The sequence below is a fragment of the Microbacterium sp. JZ31 genome, assembly GCF_016805985.1.
Classification (GTDB): Bacteria; Actinomycetota; Actinomycetes; order Actinomycetales; family Microbacteriaceae; genus Microbacterium.
Map to the genome: position 1 here is coordinate 2,804,093 of NZ_CP017661.1, position 24,702 is coordinate 2,828,794.

A 24,702-nucleotide genomic window follows, 5' to 3' on the forward strand; every position below is an offset into this window, starting at 1 on the left:
GCGTGCTAGAAGTTTCAACCTAACTCCCGTTGTTTCTCGGTTGTTGTCGCCCCGCGCGCGCTCAGTAGAGCGGCGAAGAGAAGCAGGGCCCATCCGAAACGGGAGTCGTAATAGTCTCCCGAGAATAGAGAGGCCACGAATACATATGCAGCCCCGAGCAGGCAGAACAGCACGTCCGACGGTAGCGGCCGTCGTCGCAGCGCCGCGGCGACAAGACCACCCACCGCGCCGATCAGCAGCGTCAGGCCCACCATGCCTCCCTCGGCGGCGGTTGCCAATACGAGATTGTGAGCGTAGTACCCTTCGCCTCGGAATGACAGACTGTCCGCCACAGCGCCCACGCCAGCGCCAGCGAGTGGGTGGGAGGCGAACAACCGCAAGGCGGAATCGGCTAGGACATCTCGCATCGAGAAATCGCCTGCGGTCAGCGGTCGCTCGATGAAGCGCACGTACATCAACTGCAACTGCGCATCGCCGAGCAGTCGTGCGAACGTCCACGCCCCCAACACCATGACCGCCACTAGCGCGATCGTTGCTTTCCATCGCAGGCGTCTAACGATAGGTACGAGCGCGACGAGCACCACGATCCCGATGGCGACGAAGCCACCTCTGCTGCCAGAAAGCAGCGCCCCGATCGCCAGGATCGGGGCCAGCAGCAACACCCACCGGTTTCGCCCTCGCTGAACACCGAGAGCGAGTGCAGCGATCGCTCCCAGCGACAGCACTCGCACGAAGACGTTCGGGCCGCCTCCGAACGCCGAAAAGCGCCCGAGCGCCCCCGCGCCCTGTATCACGGCTGCGACGAAATAGACCACGCCCGCCATGACAAAGAGCCACCAAATGAATCGCATTCCTTCCTCGGGGAGGCGCTGGAAAACGACACCCGCGAAGAGCACCGCCCCCACGAGAAGCAGGAGATTTTCCATTTCGGTCGTAACCACGACGGAACGCGGGGACCATCCAGCGGAGAGAACGAGCCACCCAGCCCAGAGAACGAAGACCAGCGCCCCTACAGGCAGACGCCGGCTGCGGCGTTCGGGAACCTCCGCGGCGACCCAGAGCCCGAACGCGAGGCCTGAAACGCAGAGCATCAGCCATCGCACGTCCAGCCAGGCCAGGCCAGGAACTAGCCGGTCGATCGAAAATCGACCGGCTAGTAGCAACAGGAATACCAGCAGAGTTGTCAGGGCAGCGCCCACGGTCAACGCCTTCGGAGGCGCCTGCAGGCGCCTCCGAGCGGGTCTGGCGCTCAGACGACGATGGTTCCTCACTTGTACAACCGCCGAACGTACCAGGCACCCACCAGCGCCGTCACGAGATAGCCGCAGATGGAGCCGTAGGCGGCCCCGCTAGCCCCGAAGGCCGGAATCAGCGCGAAATAAAAAAATACGGCAGCGAACATACCCACCACTTCGACCGTGGAGACACGACCGGAGCGACCTGCGGCGATCAGGATTCCCTGCTGAACGCGGCTTATCGCATATGCCACCGCTGCCAGCCCGAGAGGAAGAATCAAATCGACGGCCGACGCGTACTCGGCAGGAAGCATGAACGTGATGGTGAGGTACGCGATGCCCCAAGAACCGCCGACAGACCTGCGGCGAATAAGGCGGAAAGGCCATAGAGAGTTCGCACGCGCCGGCGCGCGTCGCTGCTTGCAACGTCGCTCACCGCCCATCTTCTCAGAGAGGCGTCGACCCACTGACTCACCGGCCAGGTTGCGATCTCCATCACAGTGGCGACGACAATATAGATACCGAGCTGCGCAGTCCCCGCGAAGATCGGCAGAATGAGGCGATCCGAGCGAAGGAGCGCCGTGTTGCCGATGGAGGCGGGAAGCAATCTCAACCCTTCACGGCGGACCTTGTTGATCTCATCGCGAGCGACGGGCGCTTCTTGCTTGCCGCGAGCGGCCAGAAAGGCCGCGCCTGCGATAGCACCCGACAGGACGTACGCCCCATACCAGACCACCGGATCCTCAATGTTGATCCAGGTCAGGATGAGCGCGAGCAACACGATTGCCGCCTGGGTCGCGATCGTATAAGTCACGAATGCGCGAAGGGTTCCGCTCGCAATTGCGGCGACTCTCACACCCTTGCCGAGCGCGTTGAAGAGAAGGTACATCGCCATGGCCATCAGCGCGATACCCCAGGACACCTCGAGAAGCGCGAAGGCAACCGCCGCGGCGATGAGCGGGAGGACCAATATCCACAAGCCTGGGGTGATCAACCTCCAGTACGTCTGCAGGCTGGTGCGATAGTCAGCTTCAATACGTGCAACCAGTGGACGCTCCACGCCCAACACAACGAACACCGCACCGAGATAGGTGAGTTGCAGCAGGAGCGCGAGATTCCCGCGCTCCGCGGGAGCCATGACGCTCGCGGCGAGCAGGTTGACCAGGAACGCAGCGCCAGCGGCGCCCAGCTGACCCAATGTGAGGACAGTCGGCATCCCCAGGCGACCCATGCGTCGCCTAAACAAGCGAGCGCTCCGTCACTGCCCCCGCTTCGAGTCTCGCGAGGCCGTCGCCGAGCTTCCGCGCAAGAGCAGCGTATGTGTAGTTCTCGATCAAGTGCGCCCGCCCCGAGCACCCATCGCCGTCCGCTCTTCGGGGGGAGCGTCGACCACCGCACACATCGCTCGCGCGAGCGCATCGACGTCCTCTGCAGGGACAACGTGCCCGGCATGCGCTTCTGAGACCGGGTTATTTCGTACATTCGCCGCGAAAACGACCGGACGGGCGGCCAGCAGGTAGTCGAACAATTTGTTCGGACTGATGCCGTATTCGTAGACGGCGTGGTCGTGAAGGGAATGCACGAGACAGTCCGCTTCACTCGCGCGCGCGACTACTTGCCCTCGTGGGATACGAGGTTCAAAGGTGATTTGGTCGGCCACTTCAGTCTCGGCCGCTAACCGTTCGAAATAGGTCTTCCTGGGGCCGTCTCCGATAAGCCGAAACCGCATCTTCGTTTCCGGGCGAGCGAGGACGACACGCTCGAACGCGGATATGAGGTGCTCAACGGCCATCGCGTTGCCGAAGGAGCCGAGATACATGAAAACGAAGGCATCCTCGGCGGGCGGCGCAAGGGGCGGAGCGACGATCTCCCCCTCCGCGCCGTTTGACACCCAAAGAAACGGCTTATCAACCGCTCCAAGCCGTTCTAAGTAATCGGGCACGCCGGGAAGGGGAGAGAGTATGAGATCCGACGCGTGAACGAGGCGCCGCATCAAAGACGTCATAGCTCGCGCGACGATCGAATTAGGTCGCAGCTGCCCGAGGTGGATCAGCGCGTCCGGCCAGACGTCGCGAATCTCGAACACGAACGGAACCCGGTGACGTCGCGCCAGGCGCAGGCCTGCCCAGGCGGCTAAGGGGTGGACCGTACTGCCTACAACCACATCGGGTTTGGGCACACCTCGCGTTGTCCACGGGAGCAGCAGTTGAAAGGTAAATGCCGCCATGTTCGTCATACGCCCGACTCCGTTGCCCACGTAAGAGGGGGAGCGAAGCATGACGTGCGTCACCCCATCCTCTATTCCGACGCGACGAGCTCTCCAGGCAGGGAGATGCTGAATACCTACCGGGTGACCGGTACTAGCGAGGAGCAGGACGGGTTCCCACCCCGCGCGGCCGAGGTGTGCGGCTAGGGCCTGATGACGTCCAGCCCACCCATCCTTCGACTCCAGCGCGGCATAGTGATTGATGATCCAGACCGTTCGCTGCGCCTTCATCACTCCGCCCTCGTCCGCGCCCGCGCGGGCACTCCTGCAACGGTCACGCCAGAAGCAACGTCGCGGGTGACGCATGCGCTGGCACCAACAACAGATTCAGATCCGACGACCAACCCTTGAAGTACCACCGCTCCGGCCCCCAATAGGGCGCCCTCATCAATCCGCACCTCTCCGGACACTATTGCTCCTGGATTCACCGAGACATAGTCACCGAGCACTGAATCGTGCCCGATGGTCGCGTTGGGGTTCAGATGTACATGGCGGCCCAGCATGGTGTTGGTGGACAGCTGTACTCCGCCGCAAACGATGCTGCCCCCTCCGATCGTCGAGGTGTCACTGACGACCGCAGCGGGATGTATGACAGTTAGTGCTCGCCATCCTGCGCCATCGAAGCGCCCTGCGAGCGCGCGTCGCACCGCGGGGTTTCCGACACCCAGGACGTAACGACCGCGCTCCGCTCGTGCAAGTACTGATTCGATTCCACCGAGGTGCACGTAGCCACGCCGTTCCAGCCGGTTGAGGTTCTCCTCACTCGGACCATCATCAGCCACCCCCAGGACGTTGACGCGCTCCGAAGGCGAGATTCGATTGTGGGCTTCGACCACATCCAGTGCTTCTCTTCCGAAGCCGCCCGCACCGACTACGACAACGTCAATCGACACGGGAGCCGCCCTGAAACTCATGCATCGTCGCGGATCCGGCGTGCTCGATCCCCTCGCGTCGCACAACCGAGCTGACCGTCAACAGGAGAATCACCAGATCGACCGCGAAGCTGCGACGATCCACATACATGACGTCGTAGGCGAACTTCGCCTCCCACGAGAGGTTGTTACGACCCCTCACCTGAGCCAGTCCCGTAATGCCCGGCCGAACCTCGTGGCGCCGTGCCTGCGCAGGGGTGTACCGGTCGAGGTACTCGACGAGGAGCGGTCGCGGACCGACCAGGCTCATTTCGCCGCGAAGTACATTCCAGAGTGTGGGCAGCTCGTCGAGGCTCGTCGCGCGCAATGCACGGCCGAAAGGCGTGAGCCGGTCAGCGTCCGTGACCAGCCCACGAGTCTCATTCACGGCGCTCATGCTCCGGAACTTCAGCAGCGTGAACACCTCGCCCCCACGTCCTGGCCTAGGCTGCCGGAACAGCACGGGGCGTCCGAGTTTGAGGGCGACGAGAAGCGCGACGACCGCCTGAACTGGCGCGGTGAGGACCAGTAGCACCGCAGCGGCGAAGATGTCGAGAACGCGCTTCACTGCGTCGTAAGGTCGTGTGCTCATCGCGCCGCAAGGAAGTCGTCGATCGCCGCGAAGACGCGCTCGATCCGCTGGTCGTCCAGTGCTGATCCGCTCGGCAGTGTGAGCCCCGTGCGGAACAACCGCTCGGACGTCCCGTTGATCTCTCCGCGGGCGCCAGCGAAGACGGGCTGCAGGTGCATGGGCTTCCACACCGGACGACTCTCGATGTTCTCTGCCGCGAGCGCGGCGCTCAGCTCCGCCGGCTCCCATCCCGCGACCTCGGCATCGACCACGATCGACGTCAGCCAGGCGTTGTCGCTCTCGTCCCCGTCGGCGCCGAAGACCGAGACGCCGTCCACGTCCGCGAAGACCGCCTTGTAGCGGTCCCGCATGGACCGACGACGAACGATCATCTCGTCGAGGCGGGCCAGCTGGGCGCGGCCCAGCGCGGCCAGCAGGTTACTCAGCCGGTAGTTGTAGCCGATGTCGGTGTGCTCGTAGTGCACGACCGGCTGCCGCGCCTGCGTCGCCAGGTAGCGCACGCGCTGCGCGAGCGCCTCATCGTCGGTGAGGAGCATGCCGCCGCCCGACGTCGTCATCACCTTGTTGCCGTTGAACGACACGATCGAGGCCCGCCCGAAGCTCCCGGCCGCTCGCCCCTCGTGAGTGGCGCCGAGCGACTCGGCGGCATCCGCGAGAACGGGGATCCCGTGCTCGGCGGCGATCCTCTCGACCGCGGTGTAATCGATCGCCTTCCCGAGCAGATCGACCGGAACGATCGCGCCGATGCGCTCACTCTCGGCCCGCAGCCTCTGGATCGCCCGCTCGAGCAATTCGGGGTCGATGTTGCCCGTCTCCGCGAGCGCGTCGATGAAGTACGGCTCGGCGCCGGTGTACACGATCGCGTTGGCGGTGGCCGCGAACGTCATCGTGCTGGTCAGCACGACGTCGCCCGGTCCGACGCCCAGCGCCAGCAGGCCCAGGTGAAGGGCCGCCGTCCCCGAACTCAGCGCGACCGCATGCTGCACCCCGACCCGATCCGCGAGCTCGCGCTCGAACGCATCGACCTCCGGCCCCAGCGGCGCCACCCAGCCCGACCTGAGGGCGGCGACCAGCATCTCCTCCTCGAGCCGTCCGACATCGGGCGGCGACATGTAGACGCGGTCCATCGTCACGAACTCTTCACTCTCCTGCGGTCGATCACGGCCGTGTCGTTCTGACGCGGTTGCGCCACCATCTGACCCATCCAGCTCTGCCTGTCGAGCTGATCGGGTGCGATCGGCTCGACGCGCGCGTGCGAGATCTTGGGATGGTGCGGGCGATGCGGCGTCTCCCGCTGACCGACGAGCTCCTCGTGCAGCTTCTCGCCGTCCCGCAGCCCGGTGAAGACGATGTCGATGTCCTTGCCCGACATCTCGATCATCCGCTCGGCGATGTCCAGGATGCGCACGGGCTCGCCCATGTCGAGGATGAGCACCTCGCCGGGTTGGCCGATGCCGCCCGCCTGCACGACGAGCTGGCACGCCTCCGGGATCGTCATGAAGAACCGGGTCGCGTCGGGGTGCGTGACCGTGAGCGAGCGGTTCTGTCCGATCAGGTTCTGGAAGATCGGGATGAGCGACCCGCGGCTGCCCAGCACGTTGCCGAAACGCACCGACAAGTAGGGGCGGCCCGTGCGCTGCCCCATCCACGATGTCAGCTTCTCGGCGACCCGCTTCGAGTGCCCGAGCACGCTCGTCGGGTTCGCCGCCTTGTCGGTCGAGATGTTGACGAACGTCTCGACGTTGGCGGCCTCCGACGCCCGCAGCACGTTGAGAGTGCCGAGGACGTTGGTCTTCCACGCTTCATCCGGATACTGCTCGAGCATCGGCAGGTGCTTGAGCGCGGCTGCATGGAACACCACATGAGGCTTACGGTCGGTGAAAATCTGCTGCAGCGCGTCTTCGTCACGGATGTCGGCGAGCACGACGTCGCGGGTGTCGAGCAGACCATGCCCCGAGATGCCCAGCTGCGCACCCTGCAAACCCGTTTCGTCGCGATCGAGCATGATCAGTTCGGCGGGGCCGAAGGCCGCGATCTGCCGGCACAACTCCGCCCCGATCGACCCCCCGGCGCCGGTGACCAGCACGCGCCTGCCCGCAATGTAGCCGGTCACGAGATCGGCGTGCATGTCGACAGGCTGCCGCCCGATGAGATCCTCGATCTGAATGTCTCGGATGTCGCTGACGCGCGCGCCGCTGCGCAGGAGCTCCAGGAAGGGCGGCATCACCTTGACCTCGAGGCCGAGATCGTGCGCGGCGGAGTGCACCCGGCGCAGCAGCTCGGCGTCGGCGCGACCGATGGTGACGACGATCACGGTGGCGCGCGTGGCCGCCACGATCCGGGGCAGATCGGCCAGAGTGCCGCGAACGCGCACCTCCCGGACCTGCACATTGCGCTTGAGCGGGTCGTCGTCGACCAGCCCGACGACGAGGTAGCCGGAGTTCGGATCGGTCTCGAGCCGCCGCACGAGCTGCGATCCGAGATAGCCCGCGCCATAAATCAGGGTGCGCGCGGCGGCATCGCCAGGCCGTTTGCGACGCTCGACGTACAGCCGCCTCATGTACCGGATCATGAACGCGATCACGAGCGCGATCGGCAGTGCGATGAACGGCACGCTGCGCGGGATGCCCAGCCAGGGACCGAAGACGAGAACGGGCCCACCGATCAGGAACGCGGTCGCCACGACGCTCTCGGACAGCGCGCGCACCTCTTCGAAGGTGCCGTATGTGAACCGCCCCCGATACAGGAAGAGCGCCCAGCCGATGACGAACTGCAGAACGCATGCGACGGCCGCCATGAGCAGCATCGGCGGCCACCGGTTGGGGGGTACGAGGAACTCGTAGCGCAGGGCGAAGGCGATCACGCTGGCCACCAGCCAGGCGAATCCGTCGAGTGCGAACTGGACCGCCGAGCGCCGCATCGACGGCAGCGGCCTTGCTGCCCTTTCGCGATCGGTTCTCGACATCACTCCACCCTTTTCGCACCACACGCGCACGCGCCTGAGCAGCAGCTGCCGAGGGGGGCACGGCACTACACAGGGTAGTCACCGTCGCGGAAAAGGCCAGGGCGGTGACGCGAAGAGCGCCGGTGGATGAGAGCTCGGCCCCTCCAGCGCTGACTGGCGCGCCGCGCATACAGTGGGTGCCGTGACTGCAGAGCGCCGGCATCCAGGCCCGATGATCGTCCGGTGGATCCTGACCGCCGTCCTGCTGATCACCGTCGCCTCGGCGGCATGGATCGGCGTGCGCGCTTCGGCTGCGGCCGATCATCTCCGCTCCGCCGAAGATATCGCGCGCCAGATACCCGAAACCGCCACGGCGGACCCCGACGGCCTCCCCGCGCTGCTGGCGGAGCTTCGGCAGCACGCGGCCGCAGCTCGAGTCGGCACATCCGATCCGGTCTGGGCGGCGGGAGAGGCGCTCCCCTGGGTGGGCCCGCAGCTGAGCGCGGTCTCGGCGCTTGCCAAGAGCGCAGACAGGCTCGCGGACGGCGCGGCTGGCACGCTCGGCTCCTTCCTGGGAGACGACGGCATCATGGCGCTGTCACCCAGGGACGGCACAGTGCCCGTCGGCGCGATCGCCGAGCTGGGCCGCGCCGTTCCGCCGGCCGTGGCGGCCTCCGCCGACGCGAACGCCGCACTTGCCGACGTGGACCAGGGCGCCCTACTGCGTCCCGTGCGCGAGCAGTTCCAGCGCGCCCGTTCCGCGATCATCGAGGTCGGCGCCGTCCTGTCCGCGCTGGATGACGCGACCCGACTGCTGCCGCCCATGCTCGGAGCGGAGGAGCCCCGCGACTATCTGATCGCGTTCCAGAACAACGCGGAGCTGCGTGCGCTGGGCGGCATGCCCGGCTCATTCGTGCACGTCCACGCCGAGGGCGGCAGGATCGAACTGCGGGGACAGTATTCGGCGGGCGAGTTCACCGAGCGCCCCGAGAGCACGCTCGCCGCCGACGCCAGGGCTCTCTACCCCGGCGCAGAGCGCGTCGTGTCCGCCACCACGTCCGTCCCGGACTTCGCGGTCGCTGGCGAGTTGATCCGTCAGTTCTGGCGCGCGGAGAAGGGCACGGAGCTCGACGGCGTGATCGCGGTGGATCCCGTGGCCATCTCATATCTGCTCGAGGCGACAGGACCAGTTACGCTTCCGGGCGGCGAGATCCTCGATGCGTCGAACGCCGTGCCCAAGCTGCTGAACGAGGTCTACGCGCGCTTCGACCCGACCGCGCAGAACGCGTACTTCGCCGCGGCGACGGGCGCGGTGTTCGGCGCACTGATGGGCGGCGAGTACTCGCCGGCTTCCCTCATGACGGCGCTGGGCCGCGCGGCAGAGGAGCGCCGGCTGCTCGTCTACAGCGCCCATGAGAGCGAGCAGGAGATCATCGCCGACACCTCGCTTGCGGGCGCTCTGCCCGGCCCGGATCAGATCGGCGTGTACCTGAACGACGGCACCGGCTCGAAGATGGACTACTACCTCGAGGCGGACGCGACAGTCGCGACGACCGGGCGACGCACGAGCGCCCTCACGGTCACACTTCGCAGCACCGCCCCCGCCGACGCGGCGACCCTCTCACCGTCCATCACGGGTGGCGGCGGATACGGAGTGCCGGCCGGCACCACACGCACCGTCGTGTACCTCTACATCCCTCAGGGATACGCGGCGGGCGATGCGGAGCTGGGCGGGTTCTCGGTCTTCACCCGCGGCGGCCACGCGGGAAGAGAGGTGCTTGCGACCTACGTCGATCTGGGGCCTGGAGAGACCGCCAGCGTGACGATTCCCCTCAGCGGCCCTTCGACACCGAGCGTCATCATGACGCCGCGCTCGCGATGACAGGCCCGCTGAATAGGCCTCGGCGGCACATTTGTCCCGATTCGCGGGACATATACCACGCGTTGATATGCACTTCTACTTCTCCGTGGGAGAACGTCTAGCAATCTGCACGAGGCCTCTCCATACTGGCTCGTAGCGTCGGGGGGAATCGGGCCGATGCGTTCCAGGAAAATCAACCGGCGCAATGGTCGTCGACTATCTACGCGAGGTACAGAGATGAAGAAGCACACCAAGGTGCTTGCGTCGCTGGTGGTGGCTGGAGCACTCTCGCTCGGCGCTCCCCTGGCAGCACAGGCATACCCGGCTCCGACCCCCACCACGGGTCCGGCCGACTCCTCCGTGACCGGCTCGTTCGTCGCCGGTGGCACGGTCGTCGTCTCGTTCTCGGGCTTCGCCCCGGACGAGGAGGTGAGCATTTCGCTCACCGGCGCCTTCGCGCTCTCGGCGACCATCGCGTCGGCTGCGGACGTCGAGACCCAGACCGTCACTCGTACAGCTGACGCCGACGGCAACGTCGCAGTCAGCATCACCCTCCCGGCCAACGCCTACGGCGTGTACACGGTCACGGCCACCGGCCTTGACAGCGGCGTCGCGATCACCGAGACGTTCGACCTCGGCGGCGGCGCCGCAGGCGGCGGTGGCGGCCTCGCCGCAACCGGTGCGGGCGACCTCACCGGCCTCTGGGTCGGCGGCGGAGCGCTCGTGCTGACCGGCGGCGCCATCGTCGTCGCAACAGCCGTGCGCCGCTCGCGTCAGAACGAGGTCTGACCCGCACAGCACTTTGAAGAGGCCGCCGGGTTGATCCCGGCGGCCTCTTCCGCGTGTCGACGTGGCGCTACTTGTCCGTCATCTCCTCGTCCTGCGAGGGATCGGCTACGCTCCGGAACTCGCGGTGGCCGCTCTTGTACGTCGCGGTGACGAGGATGGGCAGATGGTCCGACGCACCCTGCGGCAGGGTGGTGACCTTGTCGATGTCGAGGCCCACCGACGTCGCGAAGTCGTAGTGCCCCCGGAAGAACCGGTACCGCGTGTACGTGCGCGAGTCGCTCAGCGTCAGGTCGTAACCCGCGCGTCGCACGCGCTCGCTGAGCCTCTCCTTGAACACGGGATAGTTGTAGTCGCCGACCATCAGGATCGGCACGTTCTCGCCCATCTTCTGCAGCTCGGTCAGGGCGGTGCGGATCTGATGCCTCCGCAGCGAGTTCAACGCCGTCAGCGGCGCCGCGTGGAACGAGGCGATGATCACGTCGCGCCCCGCGTCGATATCGCGCAGCCGCGCCGCCAGCACGCGCTCGTGCGCGGGCTTGAGCACGATGTCGTGCAGCGACTTCTTCAGCGACATCGTCACGACGTCCTGCAGCTGGAACATGTTCTCGCGGTAGTACAGCGCAAGGCCCAGCCGGTTCTGCGATGTCGCGCGTGCGAGCGTGAGGCCCTGCAGCTGCTGCGGCATGTGCGCCGTGTCCGCCTCCTGCAGACAGAGCACGTTCGCCTCCCACCGGTCGACGAGCTCCTCCAGCTCGTGTGCGGCGGCGTGCTTGCGCAAGTTGTACGAGATGACTCTCATGACGAACTCACCTTACGCGGCGACGCTGAGCGGGCCGTCGGGCTTGACTACTCGAGGTCCCGCCGGTTGCGGGTCTGCGCCGCGCGCGCGGCGAGCAGGTCGTCGGCCGGGTATCCGACTTCGGTGAGCGTGAGCCCGCGCGCCGCGAGGACCTTGAACTCGCTGGTGCGCAGCCGCGCATCCCTGATCGACACGAGATCCTGCGGTGCGAGCTTGCCCTCCCCCGCGGCCACGCACGCGCCGACCAGCGCGCGCACCATCGAGTGGCAGAACGCGTCCGCCCGCACGTTCGCGATCAGGATGCCGTGCTCGTCGCGGCGCCAGTCGTACTCGAGCAGGGTCCGGATCGTGGTCGACTCCGGCCGCGGCTTGCAGTACGCCGCGAAGTCGTGCAGCCCGATGAGCCGTCCCGCGGCGTCGTCCATCGCGGCGACGTCGAGCTCGGCGCGCACCATCGTCGTGCGCAGCCGCTCGAGCGGGTCGTAGCCGGCGACGGCGTCGGCGATCCGATACGCGTAGCGCCGCCATGTGGCGGAGAAGCGCGCGTCGAACCCCTCGGGTGCGGTGGAGGTGCGCGAGACGGCCACGTCGGCGTACTGCCCGAGCACTCCGGTCAGGCGGCGCGCGAGCGGCTGCACCGGATCGACGGGGTCCGGCACGTCGCGACGACGCTGCGTCGCGCGCGCCCACTGCCCTTCGTCGAGGTCGGCGTGCGCGACCTGGCCGCTCGCGTGCACGCCCGCATCCGTGCGGCCCGCGACCGTGAGCGGGACAGGCGACCCGATGATCCGCTCCAGCGCCGCCTCGAGCGCGCCCTGCACGGTGCGCAGACCGGGCTGGCGGGCCCAGCCGCGGAAGTACGTGCCGTCGTAGGCGATGTCGAGTCGGATCCGAGGCACGGATCCAGCCTAGTTCGGCGGCGTCCCGGGGCCTCCCTGTTCGTTGAGCGAGGGAGCGCAGCGACCGAGTCGAAACGGCCCTGACCCGAGGCGACGTCCGGACGGTTTCGACTCGCTCCGCTCGCTCAACCAACAAGCGGCTTGCTGTTCGTTGAGCGAGGGAGCGCAGCGACCGAGTCGAAACGGCCCGAACTCTGCCGCGGGCCGGACCCGAGGCGACGTCCGGACGGTTTCGACTCGCTCCGCTCGCTCAACCAACAAGCGGCTTGCTGTTCGTTGAGCGAGGGAGCGCAGGGACCGAGTCGAAACGGCCCGAACTCTGCCGCGGGCCGGACCCGAGGCGACGTCCGGGCGGTTTCGACTCGCTCCGCTCGCTCAACCAACGAGCGGCTTGCTGTTCGTTGAGCGAGGGAGCGCAGCGACCGAGTCGAAACGGCCCGGACCCTGCGAGGCTCAGAGCGTCGCGAGCGCGCCCGTGACGAGGCGGGCCGAGCGCTCGGCCGCGTCGTCGACGTGCGTGAGGAACTCCGTGCCGTCGGGGGCGCACAGATCGGAGACCCCGCGCACCGAGATGAACGGCGCGCCGTGGTTGTGGGCGACCTGCGCGATCGCGGCCGATTCCATGTCCACGGCGAGCAGATGCGGGAAGTCCTCGCGCAGCTGCGCGGCGATGTCGGCCGTGACGAACCTCTCCCCCGAGCCGATGGAACCCTCGCGCACCGTCAGCTCTCCTCGCGCGGCGAGCAGCGCGCGCCGCAGCTCCGGGTCGCCGTCGTACGCGACGGGCATTCCCGGCACCTGGCCGAGCGCGTAGCCGAACGCGCGGGCATCCGCCCCGACGTTGACGAGGGAGTCGCTGACGATCACATCGCCGACCTGGACGCCCTTCGCGAGGCCGCCGGCCGATCCGGCGCTGATCAGGTGCACGTCGTCGCCGTAGCGGGCGAGCGCACCGGCGGCGGCGTTCGCCGCGTTGACCATGCCGATGCCCGAGCGGACCAGCACGTGCGTGCGCCCGTCGATCACGATCCCGCGGTGCTCGGCCCGGCCGATCCGCACCGGCTCGCTCACCTCGCCGGCGAGCGCGAGGAACGGCTCCGCCTCCTCCTCCATCGCGACCAGGATGACCGCGACGCGTGAGGTCACGCGAACACCTGCCCCCACTGCGCGCGCTGGTCGAGGAACGCACGCGCGGCTTCCTGCGCGCCCGCGAGCGTGTGGTTCGCGCCCCAGCCGCACTGGATCTCGTTCGCGGCGGGGACCTCGGACGCGTCGAGGATGTCCTGCAGGGTGTCGGCGACGAGACGCTCGACCTCGGCGAAGTCGTGGTCGCCCTGCAGGATCAGGTAGAAGCCGGTCTGGCAGCCCATGGGCGAGAAGTCGATCACGCGCTCGGAGTGGTTGCGGCTCTTCTCGGCGAACAGGTGCTCGAGCGAGTGGATGGACGCCATCTCGAGGTGCCCGACGTTGGGCTGGGCGAAGCGCACGTCGTACTTCACGATCACGTCGCCGTGCGGCAGCACCTTGCGGTCGGCGATGCGCAGGTACGGCGCGGCCACGGCGCGGTGGTCGAGGTTGAACGACTCGACGTTCATGCGGGGCTGATCAGTCACCCTCCGAGCCTACGCGCGCCACCTCCCGGTTCGGTGAGTCCGGCGGACGTCCCGCGGCCGCAGCCGAGGCAACGTCCGAGCGGTTTCGACTCGCTTCGCTCGCTCAACCAACAAGGGAGGAAACAACCAGCAGGAGAACGACGAAGGGCCCTGCCGGAGCAGGGCCCTTCGTTCGTGTGCGAGGGAATTACTTCTCCTCGGCCTCCTTGGCGTCGGCCTCGGCCGGAGCATCGGTGGTCTCCTCGGCGGGCGTCTCGACGGGAGCCTCCTCCGCGACCTCGGCGTCCTCGGCGGCGACGGTCTCCTCGACGGGAGCCTCCTCGGCCGGGGCCTCCTCGGCGGCCGGAGCCGTCGTGGCGGCGGGCGCCGACTTCTTGGCCTTCGGCGTGACGGGCTCGAGCACGAGCTCGATCACGGCCATGGGAGCGTTGTCGCCCTTGCGGTTGCCGACCTTGGTGATGCGGGTGTAGCCGCCCTCACGCTCGGCGACCAGCGGCGCGATCTCGGCGAAGAGGACGTGCACGACCTCCTTGTCGCCGATCACGGACAGCACGCGACGACGCGCGTGCAGGTCGCCGCGCTTGGCGAACGTGATCAGGCGCTCGGCGAGCGGACGCAGGCGCTTGGCCTTGGTCTCGGTCGTCTTGATCGACTTGTGCGTGAACAGCGCCGCGGCGAGGTTCGCGAGGAGCAGACGCTCGTGGGCGGGGCCGCCTCCGAGGCGGGGACCCTTCGTGGGCTTAGGCATTTCTAGTTACTCCAGAGATTCAGGCAGAAGTGGGTTGGATCAGAGCGACTCGTCGTCGTAGCCGCCGTAGAAGCCGGTGCCGTCGAAGCCGGGCACCGAGTCCTTGAGCGACAGGCCGAGCGAGGTGAGCTTGTCGCGCACCTCGTCCACCGACTTCTGTCCGAAGTTGCGGATGTTCATGAGCTGCGTCTCCGAGAGGGCGACGAGCTCGCTGACCGTGTTGATCCCCTCGCGCTTGAGGCAGTTGTACGAGCGGACCGACAGGTCGAGGTCCTCGATCGGCATCGACAGCTCGTTCGACAGGACGGTCTCGACCGGCGCGGGGCCGATCTCGATGCCCTCGGCCTCGACGTTCAGCTCGCGGGCGAGGCCGAACAGCTCGACGAGCGTGCGGCCGGCCGACGCCACGGCGTCGCGCGGGGCGATCGACGCCTTGGTCTCGACGTCGAGCACGAGCTTGTCGAAGTCGGTGCGCTCACCGGCACGGGTGGCCTCGACGCGGTAGCTGACCTTCAGGACCGGCGAGTAGATCGAGTCGACGGGGATCTGACCGGCCTCGGCATACTCGTTGCGGTTCTGCACGGCCGAGACGTAGCCGCGGCCACGCTCGATCGTGAGCTCGAGCTCGAACTTCGCGGTGTCGTTCAGGGTCGCGATGACCAGCTCGGGGTTGTGCACCTCGACGCCGGCCGGGGCCGAGATGTCGGCGGCCGTGACCTCGCCGGCGCCCGTCTTGCGCAGGTACGCCGTGATGGGCTCGTCGCGCTCGCTCGACACCACGAGCTGCTTGATGTTGAGGATGATCTCGGTGACATCCTCCTTCACACCGGGGATGGTGCTGAACTCGTGCAGCACGCCGTCGATGCGGATGCTGGTCACCGCCGCGCCGGGGATCGACGAGAGCAGGCTGCGACGCAGCGCGTTCCCGATGGTGTAGCCGAAGCCGGGCTCGAGGGGCTCGACGACGAACCGGCTGCGGAACTCCGAGATCTTCTCCTCGGTGAGGGTGGGACGCTGTGCAATGAGCACTGGTTGTTCCTTTCGATCACGTGCCCGCTATATGACACGTGCGGTGGATAGGTCTTGAGTTGTGTTCGACGGACTCAGGTCCGTGGGACGACGAGACGCCGGGGCGCAGGCTCGAGGCCGTGCGCCCCGGCGGGGGTCACGTCAGACGCGGCGGCGCTTCGGCGGGCGGCAGCCGTTGTGCGCCTGCGGCGTCACATCCTGAATCGAACCGACCTCGAGGCCAGCGGCCTGCAGCGAGCGGATCGCGGTCTCGCGACCCGAACCCGGGCCCTTCACGAAGACGTCGACCTTCTTGACGCCGTGCTCCTGCGCCTGGCGGGCGGCCGACTCCGCGGCCATGCCGGCGGCGTACGGCGTCGACTTGCGCGAGCCCTTGAAGCCCACGCCACCGGCCGAGGTCCAGCTGATGACGGCGCCGGTCGGGTCGGTGATCGACACGATCGTGTTGTTGAACGTCGACTTGATGTGGGCCTGGCCCACGGCGATGTTCTTCTTCTCCTTGCGGCGCGGCTTGCGCGCAGCGGTCTTGGGTGCAGCCATGTTCTTCTCCTAAACCGAACCGCGCTTAGCGGGCCTTCTTCTTACCGGCGACGGTGCGCTTCGGACCCTTGCGCGTGCGCGCGTTGGTCTTGGTGCGCTGACCGCGGACCGGCAGGCCGCGGCGGTGGCGGAGACCCTCGTACGAGCCGATCTCGACCTTGCGACGGATGTCGGCGGCGACCTCGCGGCGGAGATCACCCTCGACCTTGTAGTTGCCCTCGATGTAGTCGCGGAGCGAGACGAGCTGGTCGTCGCTCAGGTCCTTGACGCGGATCTCGGGGCTGATGCCAGTGGCGGCGAGGATCTCGCTCGAGCGAGTGCGTCCAACGCCGTAGATGTACGTGAGGGCGATCACCACGCGCTTGTCGCGCGGGATGTCGACGCCGGCAAGACGTGCCATGCGACCTTCTCCTGTGTTTGTGGAGGTGTGGAGCAGGATCGGTGCCCGGGCCTCCGCCCCGAGGTGTCCCCCGCCGAGCGGGTTCTGATCCTGCCTCGCTTCAGATCGAAGCTTTCGATATCGAGTTGTCTCAGCCCTGGCGCTGCTTGTGGCGCGGGTTGCTCTTGCAGATGACCATGACGCGGCCGTGGCGACGGATCACCTTGCAGTGGTCGCAGATCGGCTTGACGCTGGGGTTGACCTTCATGACTTCTTCTTTCGCTGTCTTCGTACCGCGCTCCCGCAGGAGCGCAGCCGTTACTTCTCGACCGGCGTGCCGGCAGAGCGGGTCAGCGGTAGCGGTAGACGATGCGGCCGCGGGTGAGGTCGTAGGGGCTCAGCTCCACGACCACGCGGTCCTCGGGGATGATGCGGATGTAGTTCTGCCGCATCTTTCCGGAGATCGTTGCGAGGACCTTGTGACCGTTGGTGAGCTCCACGCGGAACATCGCGTTGGGGAGCGCCTCGGTGATCACACCCTCGATCTCGATGACACCGTCTTTCTTCGCCATAGACTCGCTTTGCTTGTGCAGACCGGTCGGTCTGCGGTGAGTGGGGTTTCGGTGCCGGATCCGCCGATCCGGCGACACGCCGAAATCAGGCGCAAGGCACCAAAGATCTATGTTAGGTGCTTCCGGGCGTGTCGGCAACTCGGCGTGTCGCCCGGAGGCCTCACTGCAGGCGGGGCAGCAGCTCCTGCTCGGGCGTCGCCTGCCAGTTCAGCGTCTCGCCGTTCAGCAGCACCGCGGGCGTGCCGCCACCCGGCAGCTGCTCGGTGGTCTGCGCCACGAAGTCGGCGTACGTGCGGTCGGCGATGCACTCCGCCGCACCCGTGGCCCCGGCCCGCTCCGCGAAGGAGAGGATCTCCTCGTCCGTCAGACCGGGCGTCGTCTCCGCGGGCTGATTCGAGAACATCAGGTCCATGAACGGGTACGCCGCGTCGGGGTTGTCCTCCGCGACGCAGTACATCGCGTTGGCTGCGCGGGTCGAGAACTCCGTCCCCTGCGACGCACGGTCGAGGATGGAGACCGGGTACACCTCGAGCGTCAGCGCTCGCGCCGATACCTGCTCGGCGATGGTCTCTCCCCAGCTCTCCTCGAAGCTGCCGCAGTACGGGCACATGAAGTCGACGTAGGTGGCGAGCACATCGGGCCCCTCGCCGACACGGATGGCCCCGGTCGTCTCGTCGATCGACGCCGATGCCGGCGCCTCCGCGGGCGCCGTCGCCTGGTTGTTCATCCAGACGACGATGCCGCCGACCGCGACGAGCAGCACGACGACCGCCGCCGAGATCCAGATCGCGACCCAGTTCGTCTTTCCGCCAGCCATGTTCCGCTCCGTGAGTCCGTGTGAGTGAGATCAGGCGATCGGCGTCGGCGTCACGCCGAACGGCGCGAGGCCGGCGGCGCCGCCGTCGGGCGCGGTCAGCACCCAGATGCCTCCATCATGCACCGCCACGCTATGTTCCCAGTGGGAGCCCATGGACCCGTCGACCGTGGAGACCGTCCAGTCGTCGTCCTCGACGAACGTCTCGTCCGATCCGGCCGTCATCATCGGCTCGATGCACACCGCGAGGCCGGGCTTCACCTCGGCGCCCGGGTCGGACGTGCGGTAGTTGAAGATCGAGGGCGCCTCGTGCATCTTGCGGCCGATCCCATGACCGACGTACTCGCGCAGGATCCCGGCGGGCTTGCCGCTGAAGGACAGCGGGTTCGCCTCGATGTAGGCCTGGATGGCGTCGCCCACCTCCCCCAGGCGCTTCGCGCTCGCGAGCGCGGCGATGCCGGCCCACATGGAGCCCTCGGTCACGCGCGAGAGCTCTTCGCGCTGCGCGACGACGTCCGGGCGCTCCGGATCCGGGACGACGACCGTGATCGCGGAGTCGCCGTTCCAGCCGTCCGGGGTCTCGGCGCCGCAGTCGATGGACACGATGTCGCCCGGCTGCAGGGGCACGTCCGTCGGGATGCCGTGCACGACCGCGTCGTTGACCGACGCGCAGATCGTGTGCCGGTAGCCGCGCACGAGCTGGAAGTTCGAGTGCGCCCCGCGCTCGGTGATGACGCGATTCGCCTCGGCGTCCAGCTCGAGCGTCGTGACGCCCGGCCGGATGAGCGGGCGGACGGCGTCGAGCGCGGCGGCGGTGATGAGCCCGGGCCCGACCATCGCGCGCAGCTGCGCGGGGGTCTTGTAGATCGACTTGCGGAAGATCACGCGGTCACGCGGCGGCGTCGCGCGCCAGGCCGCGGGCCTCGAGCGCCGCGATGATGCGGGCGGTGATCTCGTCGAGGCTGCCGACGCCGTCGATCGTGTCGACGACCTCGCGCGTGCGGTACACCGCGAGGATCGGCGCGGTCTCGCGCTCGTAGATGTCGAGGCGGTGCGCGATCGCGGCCTCGGTGTCGTCCGAGCGCCCCTCGCTCTGGGCACGCAGCGAGATGCGCTGCAGGCTCTCCTCGCGGGGCACGTCCAGCTCGATCACGGCGTCGAGGGCATCGCCCCGCCCGCCGAGGAACTCGTCGAGCAGCGCCACCTGGGCGACGTTGCGCGGGAAGCCGTCGAGCAGGAAGCCGTCGGCCGCGTCGGGCTGCTCGAGCCGCTCCCGCACGATCGCGAAGGTGATCTCGTCGGGCACCAGGTCGCCGGCGTCCGTGATCGCCTTGACCTGCTTGCCGAGGTCGGTGCCCTCCTTGATGTTGGCGCGGAAGATGTCACCGGTCGAGACGACGGGGATCCCGAACGCCTCGGCGATGCGCGCGCCCTGCGTGCCCTTGCCCGAACCCTGCGGACCGACGATCAGGAGACGGGTGGAGGTCATCGGAGGAGCCCTTCGTAGTGGCGCTGCTGCAGCTGCGCGTCGATCTGCTTCACGGTCTCGAGGCCCACGCCGACGATGATCAGGATCGAGGCGCCGCCGAACGGGAAGTTCTGGTTGGCGCCCACGGTCGCCAGCGCGACGAGCGGGATCAGGGCGATGAGGCCGAGGTAGATCGAACCGGGAAGCGTGATGCGCGTCAGGACGTAGTCGAGGTATTCGGCCGTCGGACGTCCTGCGCGGATGCCGGGGATGAAGCCGCCGTACTTCTTCATGTTGTCGGCGACCTCGACCGGGTTGAACGTGATCGCGACGTAGAAGTACGTGAAGCCGATGATGAGGAGGAAGTAGACGGCCATGTACAGCGGGTGGTCGCCCGTCGTCAGGTACGTCGAGATCCAGGTCACCCACTCCGGCGGCGCCGTGTCGGTGGGCGTGTTGAACTGCGCGATCAGCGCCGGGATGTACAGCAGCGACGAGGCGAAGATGACGGGCACGACGCCGGCCGTGTTCACCTTGATCGGGATGTAGGTGTTGGTGCCGCCGTAGGTGCGGCGCCCGACCATGCGCTTGGCGTACTGGACGGGGATGCGGCGCTGCGACTGCTCGACGAAGACCACGAGCGCCACGACGATGATGCCGACCGCGAGCACGAGCAGGAAGATCTCGAAGCCACGGGCCGCGAGGATGGCGCCCATCGCCGATGGGAACGTCGCCGCGATCGACGTGAAGATGAGCAGCGACATGCCGTTGCCGATGCCGCGCTCGGTCACGAGCTCGGCGAACCACATGATGAGGCCGGTGCCGGCCGTCATGGTGATGATCATGAGCAGCTGCGCCCACCACACGTCGTTGACGAGCAGCTGCGTGCACTCGGGCACACCCGTCACGCCGAACAGCTGACCCGTGCGCGCGACCGTGACGAGCGTCGTCGACTGCAGCAGGGCCAGCGCGATCGTGAGGTAGCGCGTGTACTGCGTGAGCTTGGCCTGGCCCGCCTGGCCCTCCTTGTAGAGGGTCTCGAAGTGCGGGATCACGACGCGCAGCAGCTGCGTGATGATCGTCGCCGTGATGTACGGCATGACGCCGAGCGCGAAGATCGACAGCTGCAGCAGCGCGCCGCCGGAGAAGAGGTTGACGAGCGACAGGAGGCCGTCGGTGCCGGAGGTCTGGTCGATGCAGTCCTGCACGTTCGGGAAGTTCACGAACGGAGCCGGCACGTGCGCACCGAAACGGTAGATCGCGATGATCGCGAGGGTGAATCCGATCTTCCGCCGCAGATCCGGAGTGCGGAAGATCCGCGCGATGGCGCTGAACAAGGACGTGCCTCCTGGGTGATGAGGTGATCCGCCGATGGCGAACCGACCTCAAGGCTAACGCAAGGGCCCGGGAGCGGATGCTCCCGGGCCCTTGGCGCGGATTACTTGACGCTGCCGCCCGCGGCGACGATCTTCTGCTCGGCCGAGCCGGAGACCTTGTCCACCGAAACGGTGAGGGCCACGGAGATCTCGCCGTTGCCGAGCACCTTGACCTTCTCGTTCTTGCGGACCGCGCCCTTGGCGACGAGGTCGGCGACGGTCACGTCGCCACCCTGGGGTAGAGCTCCGCGAGCTTGTCCAGGTTCACGACCTGGTACTCGACGCGGAACGGGTTCTTGAAGCCGCGCAGCTTCGGCGTGCGCATGTGCAGCGGCATCTGGCCACCCTCGAAGCCGGGGCGCACGCTGTAGCGGGCCTTGGTGCCCTTGGTGCCGCGACCGGCCGTCTTGCCCTTGGAGCCCTCACCGCGACCCACGCGGGTCTTGGAGGTGTGGGCGCCCGGGACGGGACGGAGGTGGTGAACCTTCAGCACACCGGGGCGCTTGGCCTCGGCGACCTGGGTCTTCTCGGCCTTGTCGGCCGTGGCCTTCTTCTCAGCCATCAGTCGATCTCCTCAACATTCACGAGGTGAGCGACCGTGCGGACGTAGCCGCGCGTCTGGGCGTCGTCGGGACGGACGACCGAGTCGCCGATCCGCTTCAGACCCAGCGAACGCAGCGTGTCGCGCTGGTTCTGCTTCTCGCTCACCTTGGACTTGACCTGCGTGACCTTCAGACGAGCGGCCATCAGACACCTGCCTTCGCAGCAGCGGCGGCCTCGGCCTCCGCACGGACGAGACGTGCCGGCGCGACCTGGTCGAACTCGAGGCCACGACGCGCGGCGACCGCGCGGGGCTCCTCGAGCTGCTTCAGGGCCTCGACCGTCGCGTGCACGATGTTGATCGTGTTCGACGAGCCGAGCGACTTCGACAGCACGTCGTGGATGCCGGCGCACTCGAGCACGGCGCGCACCGGACCACCGGCGATAACACCGGTACCGGCGGACGCGGGACGCAGCATGACGACACCGGCGGCGGCCTCACCCTGAACCGGGTGGGGGATCGTCGCACCGGCGCGGGGCACGCGGAAGAAGTTGCGCTTCGCGTCCTCGACGCCCTTCGAGATCGCCAGGGGCACCTCGCGGGCCTTGCCGTAGCCGACACCGACCACGCCGTTGCCGTCGCCGACGACCACGAGAGCGGTGAAGCTGAAGCGACGACCACCCTTCACGACCTTCGACACGCGGTTGATCGTGACGACGCGCTCGAGGAACTGGTTGTCCGCACCGCGGTCGTTGCGGTCACGACCGCCACGGCCCTGGCCACGGTCGTTGCGACCGCCGCGGCGGTCACCGCGCTCGTTGCGCTGCTCGGTCTGCGCCTGCTCGGCGCCGGCCTCGGGGGCCTCGGTGGTCACTTCGGTCTCCTTATTGTCACTCACAGGTTCAGCCCCCCTTCGCGGGCGCCGTCGGCGATCGCCGCGACGCGACCCGCGTAGCGGTTGCCGCCGCGGTCGAACACGACGTCGGTGAAACCGGCGGCCTTGGCGCGCTCGGCGAGCAGCTCGCCCACCTTGCGGGCCTTGGCCGTCTTGTCACCCTCGAAGCCGCGCAGGTCGGTCTCGAGCGTCGAGGCGGAGGCCACGGTGTGGCCCTTGCTGTCGTCGACCAGCTGCACGAAGACGTGGCGGGCCGAACGGGTCACGACGAGACGAGGACGGACCTCGGTGCCGACGACCTTCTTGCGAAGGCGAGCGTGGCGGCGCGTACGCGCGGCGGACTTCGACTTCACAGCCATGATTACTTACCAGCCTTTCCGGCCTTGCGACGCACGACCTCGCCCGCGTAGCGGACACCCTTGCCCTTGTACGGCTCAGGCTTGCGGATCTTGCGGATGTTGGCGGCGGTCTCACCGACGGCCTGCTTGTCGATGCCGCTCACCGTGAGGCGGTTGTTGCCCTCGACGGTGAACGTGATGCCGGCCGGCGGCTCGACGGTGACGGGGTGCGAGAAGCCCAGAGCGAACTCGACGGCCGAGCCCTTCTGCGCCACGCGGTAACCGGTGCCGACGACCTCGAGGCCCTTAGTGTAGCCCTGGGTCACGCCGATGATGTTGTTGTTGATCAGGGTGCGCGTGAGGCCGTGCAGCGAACGCGACTCGCGCTCGTCGTCGGGGCGGGTGACGAGAACCTGGTTCTCCTCGACCTTGACCTCGATGGGCTTGGCCACGGTGAGCGCGAGCTCGCCCTTGGGGCCCTTCACGGCAACCTGCTGCCCGTCGACCGTCACGGAGACGCCGGCGGGGATGTCAATGGGAAGACGTCCGATTCGCGACATGAGGGATCACCACACGTAGGCGAGAACTTCCCCGCCCACGCCCTTCTGCTCAGCCTGACGGTCGGTGAGAAGACCGGAGGAGGTGGACAGGATGGCGACGCCCAGGCCACCGAGGACCTTGGGGAGCTCGGTCGACTTCGCGTACACGCGGAGGCCGGGCTTCGAGACGCGCTTGATGCCGGCGATCGACCGCTCGCGGTTCGGGCCGTACTTGAGCGTCATCGTGAGGGTCTTGCCGACGCGCGCGTCGGTCTCCTCCCACGCCGCGATGTAGCCCTCGCGCTGGAGGATCTCCGCGATGTGCGTCTTGAGCTTGCTCGACGGCAGCGACACGCTGTCGTGGTGCGCCGAGTTCGCGTTGCGCAGACGGGTCAGCATATCTGCGACCGGGTCTGTCATCGTCATATGACGTGTCCTTTGTTCATGAGGTTCCGGCTGCCGTTACACGACAGACGGCCTTCGATGATCGATTCGTATTCAGTTGTCGCTTCGTGCGTCCGCCGCCGGCGGGGGCCTGAGCCCCGACCGGCGGCGGAAACACAAACGCTCGATCCTACCGCAGATCGACCTGTGAGCCTGCTCAGGCCTGCTGGTCGGCGCTGCGGAACGGGAAGCCGAGGTGACGCAGCAGAGCGCGACCCTCGTCGTCCGACTTCGCGGTGGTGACGATCGTGATGTCGAAACCACGCACGCGGTCGATCTTGTCCTGGTCGATCTCGTGGAACACCGACTGCTCCTGGAGACCGAACGTGTAGTTGCCGTTGCCGTCGAACTGCTTGCCCGACAGACCGCGGAAGTCGCGGATGCGGGGCAGGGCGAGCGAGATCAGGCGGTCCAGGAACTCCCAGGCGCGGTCGCCACGGAGCGTGACGTGGGCGCCGATGGCCTGGCCCTCGCGCAGCTTGAACTGCGCGATCGACTTCTTCGCCTTGGTGACGACGGGCTTCTGACCCGTGATCGCGGTGAGGTCGGCGACCGCACCCTCGATCACCTTGGAGTCGCGAGCTGCCTCGCCGACACCCGTGTTGACGACGACCTTGACCAGGCCGGGGATCTGCATGACGTTGTCGTAGCCGAACTCGTCCTGCAGCTTCTGGCGGATCTGGTCGCGGTAGACCTGCTTCAGGCGCGGCTGGATTTTGCCAGCCTGCGCGTCAATGGTGCTCACTGTCAGATGTCCTTACCCGACTTCTTCGCGACACGAACGCGAACAGTCTTCTTGACGCCGTCCTTGACCTGCTCCTCCACGCGGAAGCCCACACGGGTCGGCTTCTTCGAGTCGGGGTCGACGAGCGCGACGTTGGAAATGTGGATGGGTGCCTCGTACGTCTCGATGCCACCGGTCTTGGTGCCGCGCTGGGTCTGACCGATCCGGTTGTGCTTCGTGATGTAGTTCACGCCCTCGACGACGACACGCTTGCCGCCGTCGACGACCTCGAGGACCTTGCCCTGCTTGCCGCGGTCTCCGCCGCGGTCCTGCTTGGCGCCGGTGATGACCTGGACCAGGTCACCCTTCTTGATCTTCGCCATGGG

31 protein-coding genes and 1 pseudogene are annotated in these 24,702 nt (G+C 67.4%); 2 read left to right on the top strand and 30 right to left on the bottom strand.

The window, feature by feature from the left end; translation table 11 throughout:
• Window positions 1-14: 14 nt before the first annotated feature.
• The 8 genes from BJP60_RS13345 to BJP60_RS13380 form a co-directional block, all read right to left on the bottom strand.
• Window positions 15-1,199: an O-antigen ligase family protein gene (locus BJP60_RS13345; RefSeq protein ID WP_203136301.1), complete on the bottom strand. Its 1,185-nt coding sequence runs from the start codon at window positions 1,197-1,199 to the stop codon at window positions 15-17.
• Window positions 1,200-1,267: 68 nt separating this feature from the next.
• Entirely contained in the window at window positions 1,268-1,549 is a 282-nt protein-coding gene (locus BJP60_RS13350; protein ID WP_203136303.1) for a polysaccharide biosynthesis C-terminal domain-containing protein, read from the bottom strand.
• Window positions 1,513-2,466 carry a lipopolysaccharide biosynthesis protein gene (locus BJP60_RS13355; RefSeq protein WP_203136304.1) on the bottom strand — a complete coding sequence of 318 codons (954 nt, stop codon included), beginning with the start codon at window positions 2,464-2,466 and terminating at the stop codon, window positions 1,513-1,515. The genes BJP60_RS13350 and BJP60_RS13355 overlap by 37 nt, the downstream gene beginning before the upstream one ends.
• Before the next feature lie 102 nt (window positions 2,467-2,568).
• Window positions 2,569-3,807: a glycosyltransferase family 4 protein gene (locus BJP60_RS13360; RefSeq protein WP_336244350.1), complete on the bottom strand. Its 1,239-nt coding sequence runs from the start codon at window positions 3,805-3,807 to the stop codon at window positions 2,569-2,571.
• A complete protein-coding gene (locus tag BJP60_RS13365) occupies window positions 3,732-4,394 on the bottom strand; it encodes a NeuD/PglB/VioB family sugar acetyltransferase (protein ID WP_238439439.1) in 663 nt (220 codons plus the stop codon). Before BJP60_RS13365 ends, BJP60_RS13360 begins: the two co-directional genes overlap by 76 nt.
• Window positions 4,384-4,980, bottom strand: a complete 597-nt coding sequence (locus BJP60_RS13370) for a sugar transferase (protein ID WP_269467740.1) — start codon at window positions 4,978-4,980, stop codon at window positions 4,384-4,386. Before BJP60_RS13370 ends, BJP60_RS13365 begins: the two co-directional genes overlap by 11 nt.
• Before the next feature lie 20 nt (window positions 4,981-5,000).
• The gene (locus BJP60_RS13375; protein ID WP_203139385.1) at window positions 5,001-6,131 is read right to left on the bottom strand and encodes a DegT/DnrJ/EryC1/StrS family aminotransferase; all 1,131 of its coding nucleotides are present in this window, start codon (window positions 6,129-6,131) and stop codon (window positions 5,001-5,003) included.
• A 2-nt stretch (window positions 6,132-6,133) separates the two neighbouring features.
• Complete coding sequence (locus tag BJP60_RS13380) at window positions 6,134-7,969, bottom strand: nucleoside-diphosphate sugar epimerase/dehydratase (protein WP_203136308.1); 1,836 nt, start codon at window positions 7,967-7,969, stop codon at window positions 6,134-6,136.
• Window positions 7,970-8,150: 181 nt separating this feature from the next.
• Here BJP60_RS13380 and BJP60_RS13385 point away from each other — a divergent pair, with 181 nt between their 5' ends.
• Window positions 8,151-9,830, top strand: coding sequence for a DUF4012 domain-containing protein (locus BJP60_RS13385; protein WP_203136309.1), 1,680 nt, complete (start codon window positions 8,151-8,153; stop codon window positions 9,828-9,830).
• Between the two features lie 216 nt (window positions 9,831-10,046).
• Window positions 10,047-10,598 (top strand): hypothetical protein, encoded by a 552-nt coding sequence (locus tag BJP60_RS13390; protein WP_203136310.1) that lies wholly within the window; start codon window positions 10,047-10,049, stop codon window positions 10,596-10,598.
• Window positions 10,599-10,665: 67 nt separating this feature from the next.
• Here the strand turns inward: BJP60_RS13390 and BJP60_RS13395 are convergent, their stop codons facing one another.
• From BJP60_RS13395 to rplX, 22 genes and pseudogenes are all read right to left on the bottom strand, one after another.
• Window positions 10,666-11,397, bottom strand: coding sequence for an endonuclease/exonuclease/phosphatase family protein (locus tag BJP60_RS13395; protein WP_203136312.1), 732 nt, complete (start codon window positions 11,395-11,397; stop codon window positions 10,666-10,668).
• 47 nt (window positions 11,398-11,444) lie between these two features.
• Window positions 11,445-12,296: a tRNA pseudouridine(38-40) synthase TruA gene (gene truA, locus BJP60_RS13400; protein ID WP_203136313.1), complete on the bottom strand. Its 852-nt coding sequence runs from the start codon at window positions 12,294-12,296 to the stop codon at window positions 11,445-11,447.
• Between the two features lie 453 nt (window positions 12,297-12,749).
• Window positions 12,750-13,442, bottom strand: a complete 693-nt coding sequence (mtnN, locus tag BJP60_RS13405; RefSeq protein ID WP_238439440.1) for a 5'-methylthioadenosine/S-adenosylhomocysteine nucleosidase — start codon at window positions 13,440-13,442, stop codon at window positions 12,750-12,752.
• Window positions 13,439-13,909 carry an S-ribosylhomocysteine lyase gene (locus BJP60_RS13410; protein ID WP_238439441.1) on the bottom strand — a complete coding sequence of 157 codons (471 nt, stop codon included), beginning with the start codon at window positions 13,907-13,909 and terminating at the stop codon, window positions 13,439-13,441. Before BJP60_RS13410 ends, mtnN begins: the two co-directional genes overlap by 4 nt.
• A gap of 187 nt (window positions 13,910-14,096) precedes the next feature.
• Window positions 14,097-14,657: a 50S ribosomal protein L17 gene (gene rplQ, locus BJP60_RS13415; RefSeq protein ID WP_203136315.1), complete on the bottom strand. Its 561-nt coding sequence runs from the start codon at window positions 14,655-14,657 to the stop codon at window positions 14,097-14,099.
• Window positions 14,658-14,696: 39 nt separating this feature from the next.
• On the bottom strand, window positions 14,697-15,686 hold the full coding sequence (locus BJP60_RS13420; RefSeq protein WP_203136317.1) for a DNA-directed RNA polymerase subunit alpha: 990 nt from the start codon (window positions 15,684-15,686) through the stop codon (window positions 14,697-14,699).
• Window positions 15,687-15,827: 141 nt separating this feature from the next.
• A complete protein-coding gene (gene rpsK, locus BJP60_RS13425) occupies window positions 15,828-16,226 on the bottom strand; it encodes a 30S ribosomal protein S11 (protein WP_135114761.1) in 399 nt (132 codons plus the stop codon).
• A gap of 25 nt (window positions 16,227-16,251) precedes the next feature.
• Complete coding sequence (gene rpsM / locus BJP60_RS13430; RefSeq protein WP_203136319.1) at window positions 16,252-16,626, bottom strand: 30S ribosomal protein S13; 375 nt, start codon at window positions 16,624-16,626, stop codon at window positions 16,252-16,254.
• Window positions 16,627-16,756: 130 nt separating this feature from the next.
• Entirely contained in the window at window positions 16,757-16,873 is a 117-nt protein-coding gene (gene rpmJ / locus BJP60_RS13435; RefSeq protein ID WP_005050492.1) for a 50S ribosomal protein L36, read from the bottom strand.
• Between the two features lie 82 nt (window positions 16,874-16,955).
• Window positions 16,956-17,177, bottom strand: coding sequence for a translation initiation factor IF-1 (infA, locus tag BJP60_RS13440; protein WP_055992200.1), 222 nt, complete (start codon window positions 17,175-17,177; stop codon window positions 16,956-16,958).
• Window positions 17,178-17,337: 160 nt separating this feature from the next.
• A complete protein-coding gene (locus tag BJP60_RS13445) occupies window positions 17,338-17,994 on the bottom strand; it encodes a DsbA family protein (RefSeq protein WP_203136321.1) in 657 nt (218 codons plus the stop codon).
• A 30-nt stretch (window positions 17,995-18,024) separates the two neighbouring features.
• Window positions 18,025-18,876: a type I methionyl aminopeptidase gene (map, locus tag BJP60_RS13450; RefSeq protein ID WP_203136323.1), complete on the bottom strand. Its 852-nt coding sequence runs from the start codon at window positions 18,874-18,876 to the stop codon at window positions 18,025-18,027.
• Between the two features lie 4 nt (window positions 18,877-18,880).
• Window positions 18,881-19,480 (bottom strand): adenylate kinase, encoded by a 600-nt coding sequence (locus BJP60_RS13455; RefSeq protein ID WP_203136325.1) that lies wholly within the window; start codon window positions 19,478-19,480, stop codon window positions 18,881-18,883.
• Window positions 19,477-20,796 carry a preprotein translocase subunit SecY gene (gene secY, locus BJP60_RS13460; protein WP_203136326.1) on the bottom strand — a complete coding sequence of 440 codons (1,320 nt, stop codon included), beginning with the start codon at window positions 20,794-20,796 and terminating at the stop codon, window positions 19,477-19,479. The genes BJP60_RS13455 and secY overlap by 4 nt, the downstream gene beginning before the upstream one ends.
• 101 nt (window positions 20,797-20,897) lie before the next feature.
• Window positions 20,898-21,397 (bottom strand): annotated as a pseudogene (gene rplO / locus BJP60_RS15360) (50S ribosomal protein L15).
• Window positions 21,397-21,582, bottom strand: a complete 186-nt coding sequence (gene rpmD, locus BJP60_RS13470; protein ID WP_203136327.1) for a 50S ribosomal protein L30 — start codon at window positions 21,580-21,582, stop codon at window positions 21,397-21,399. Before rpmD ends, rplO begins: the two are co-directional and overlap by 1 nt.
• A complete protein-coding gene (rpsE, locus tag BJP60_RS13475; RefSeq protein WP_203136328.1) occupies window positions 21,582-22,274 on the bottom strand; it encodes a 30S ribosomal protein S5 in 693 nt (230 codons plus the stop codon). The genes rpmD and rpsE overlap by 1 nt, the downstream gene beginning before the upstream one ends.
• Complete coding sequence (gene rplR, locus BJP60_RS13480) at window positions 22,271-22,630, bottom strand: 50S ribosomal protein L18 (RefSeq protein WP_135114769.1); 360 nt, start codon at window positions 22,628-22,630, stop codon at window positions 22,271-22,273. Before rplR ends, rpsE begins: the two co-directional genes overlap by 4 nt.
• A gap of 2 nt (window positions 22,631-22,632) precedes the next feature.
• Entirely contained in the window at window positions 22,633-23,169 is a 537-nt protein-coding gene (rplF, locus tag BJP60_RS13485) for a 50S ribosomal protein L6 (RefSeq protein ID WP_203136329.1), read from the bottom strand.
• A gap of 6 nt (window positions 23,170-23,175) precedes the next feature.
• A complete protein-coding gene (gene rpsH, locus BJP60_RS13490; protein WP_203136330.1) occupies window positions 23,176-23,574 on the bottom strand; it encodes a 30S ribosomal protein S8 in 399 nt (132 codons plus the stop codon).
• Between the two features lie 175 nt (window positions 23,575-23,749).
• Window positions 23,750-24,337: a 50S ribosomal protein L5 gene (rplE, locus tag BJP60_RS13495; protein ID WP_203136331.1), complete on the bottom strand. Its 588-nt coding sequence runs from the start codon at window positions 24,335-24,337 to the stop codon at window positions 23,750-23,752.
• A gap of 2 nt (window positions 24,338-24,339) precedes the next feature.
• The gene (rplX, locus tag BJP60_RS13500) at window positions 24,340-24,699 is read right to left on the bottom strand and encodes a 50S ribosomal protein L24 (protein WP_203136332.1); all 360 of its coding nucleotides are present in this window, start codon (window positions 24,697-24,699) and stop codon (window positions 24,340-24,342) included.
• Window positions 24,700-24,702 lie beyond the last annotated feature (3 nt).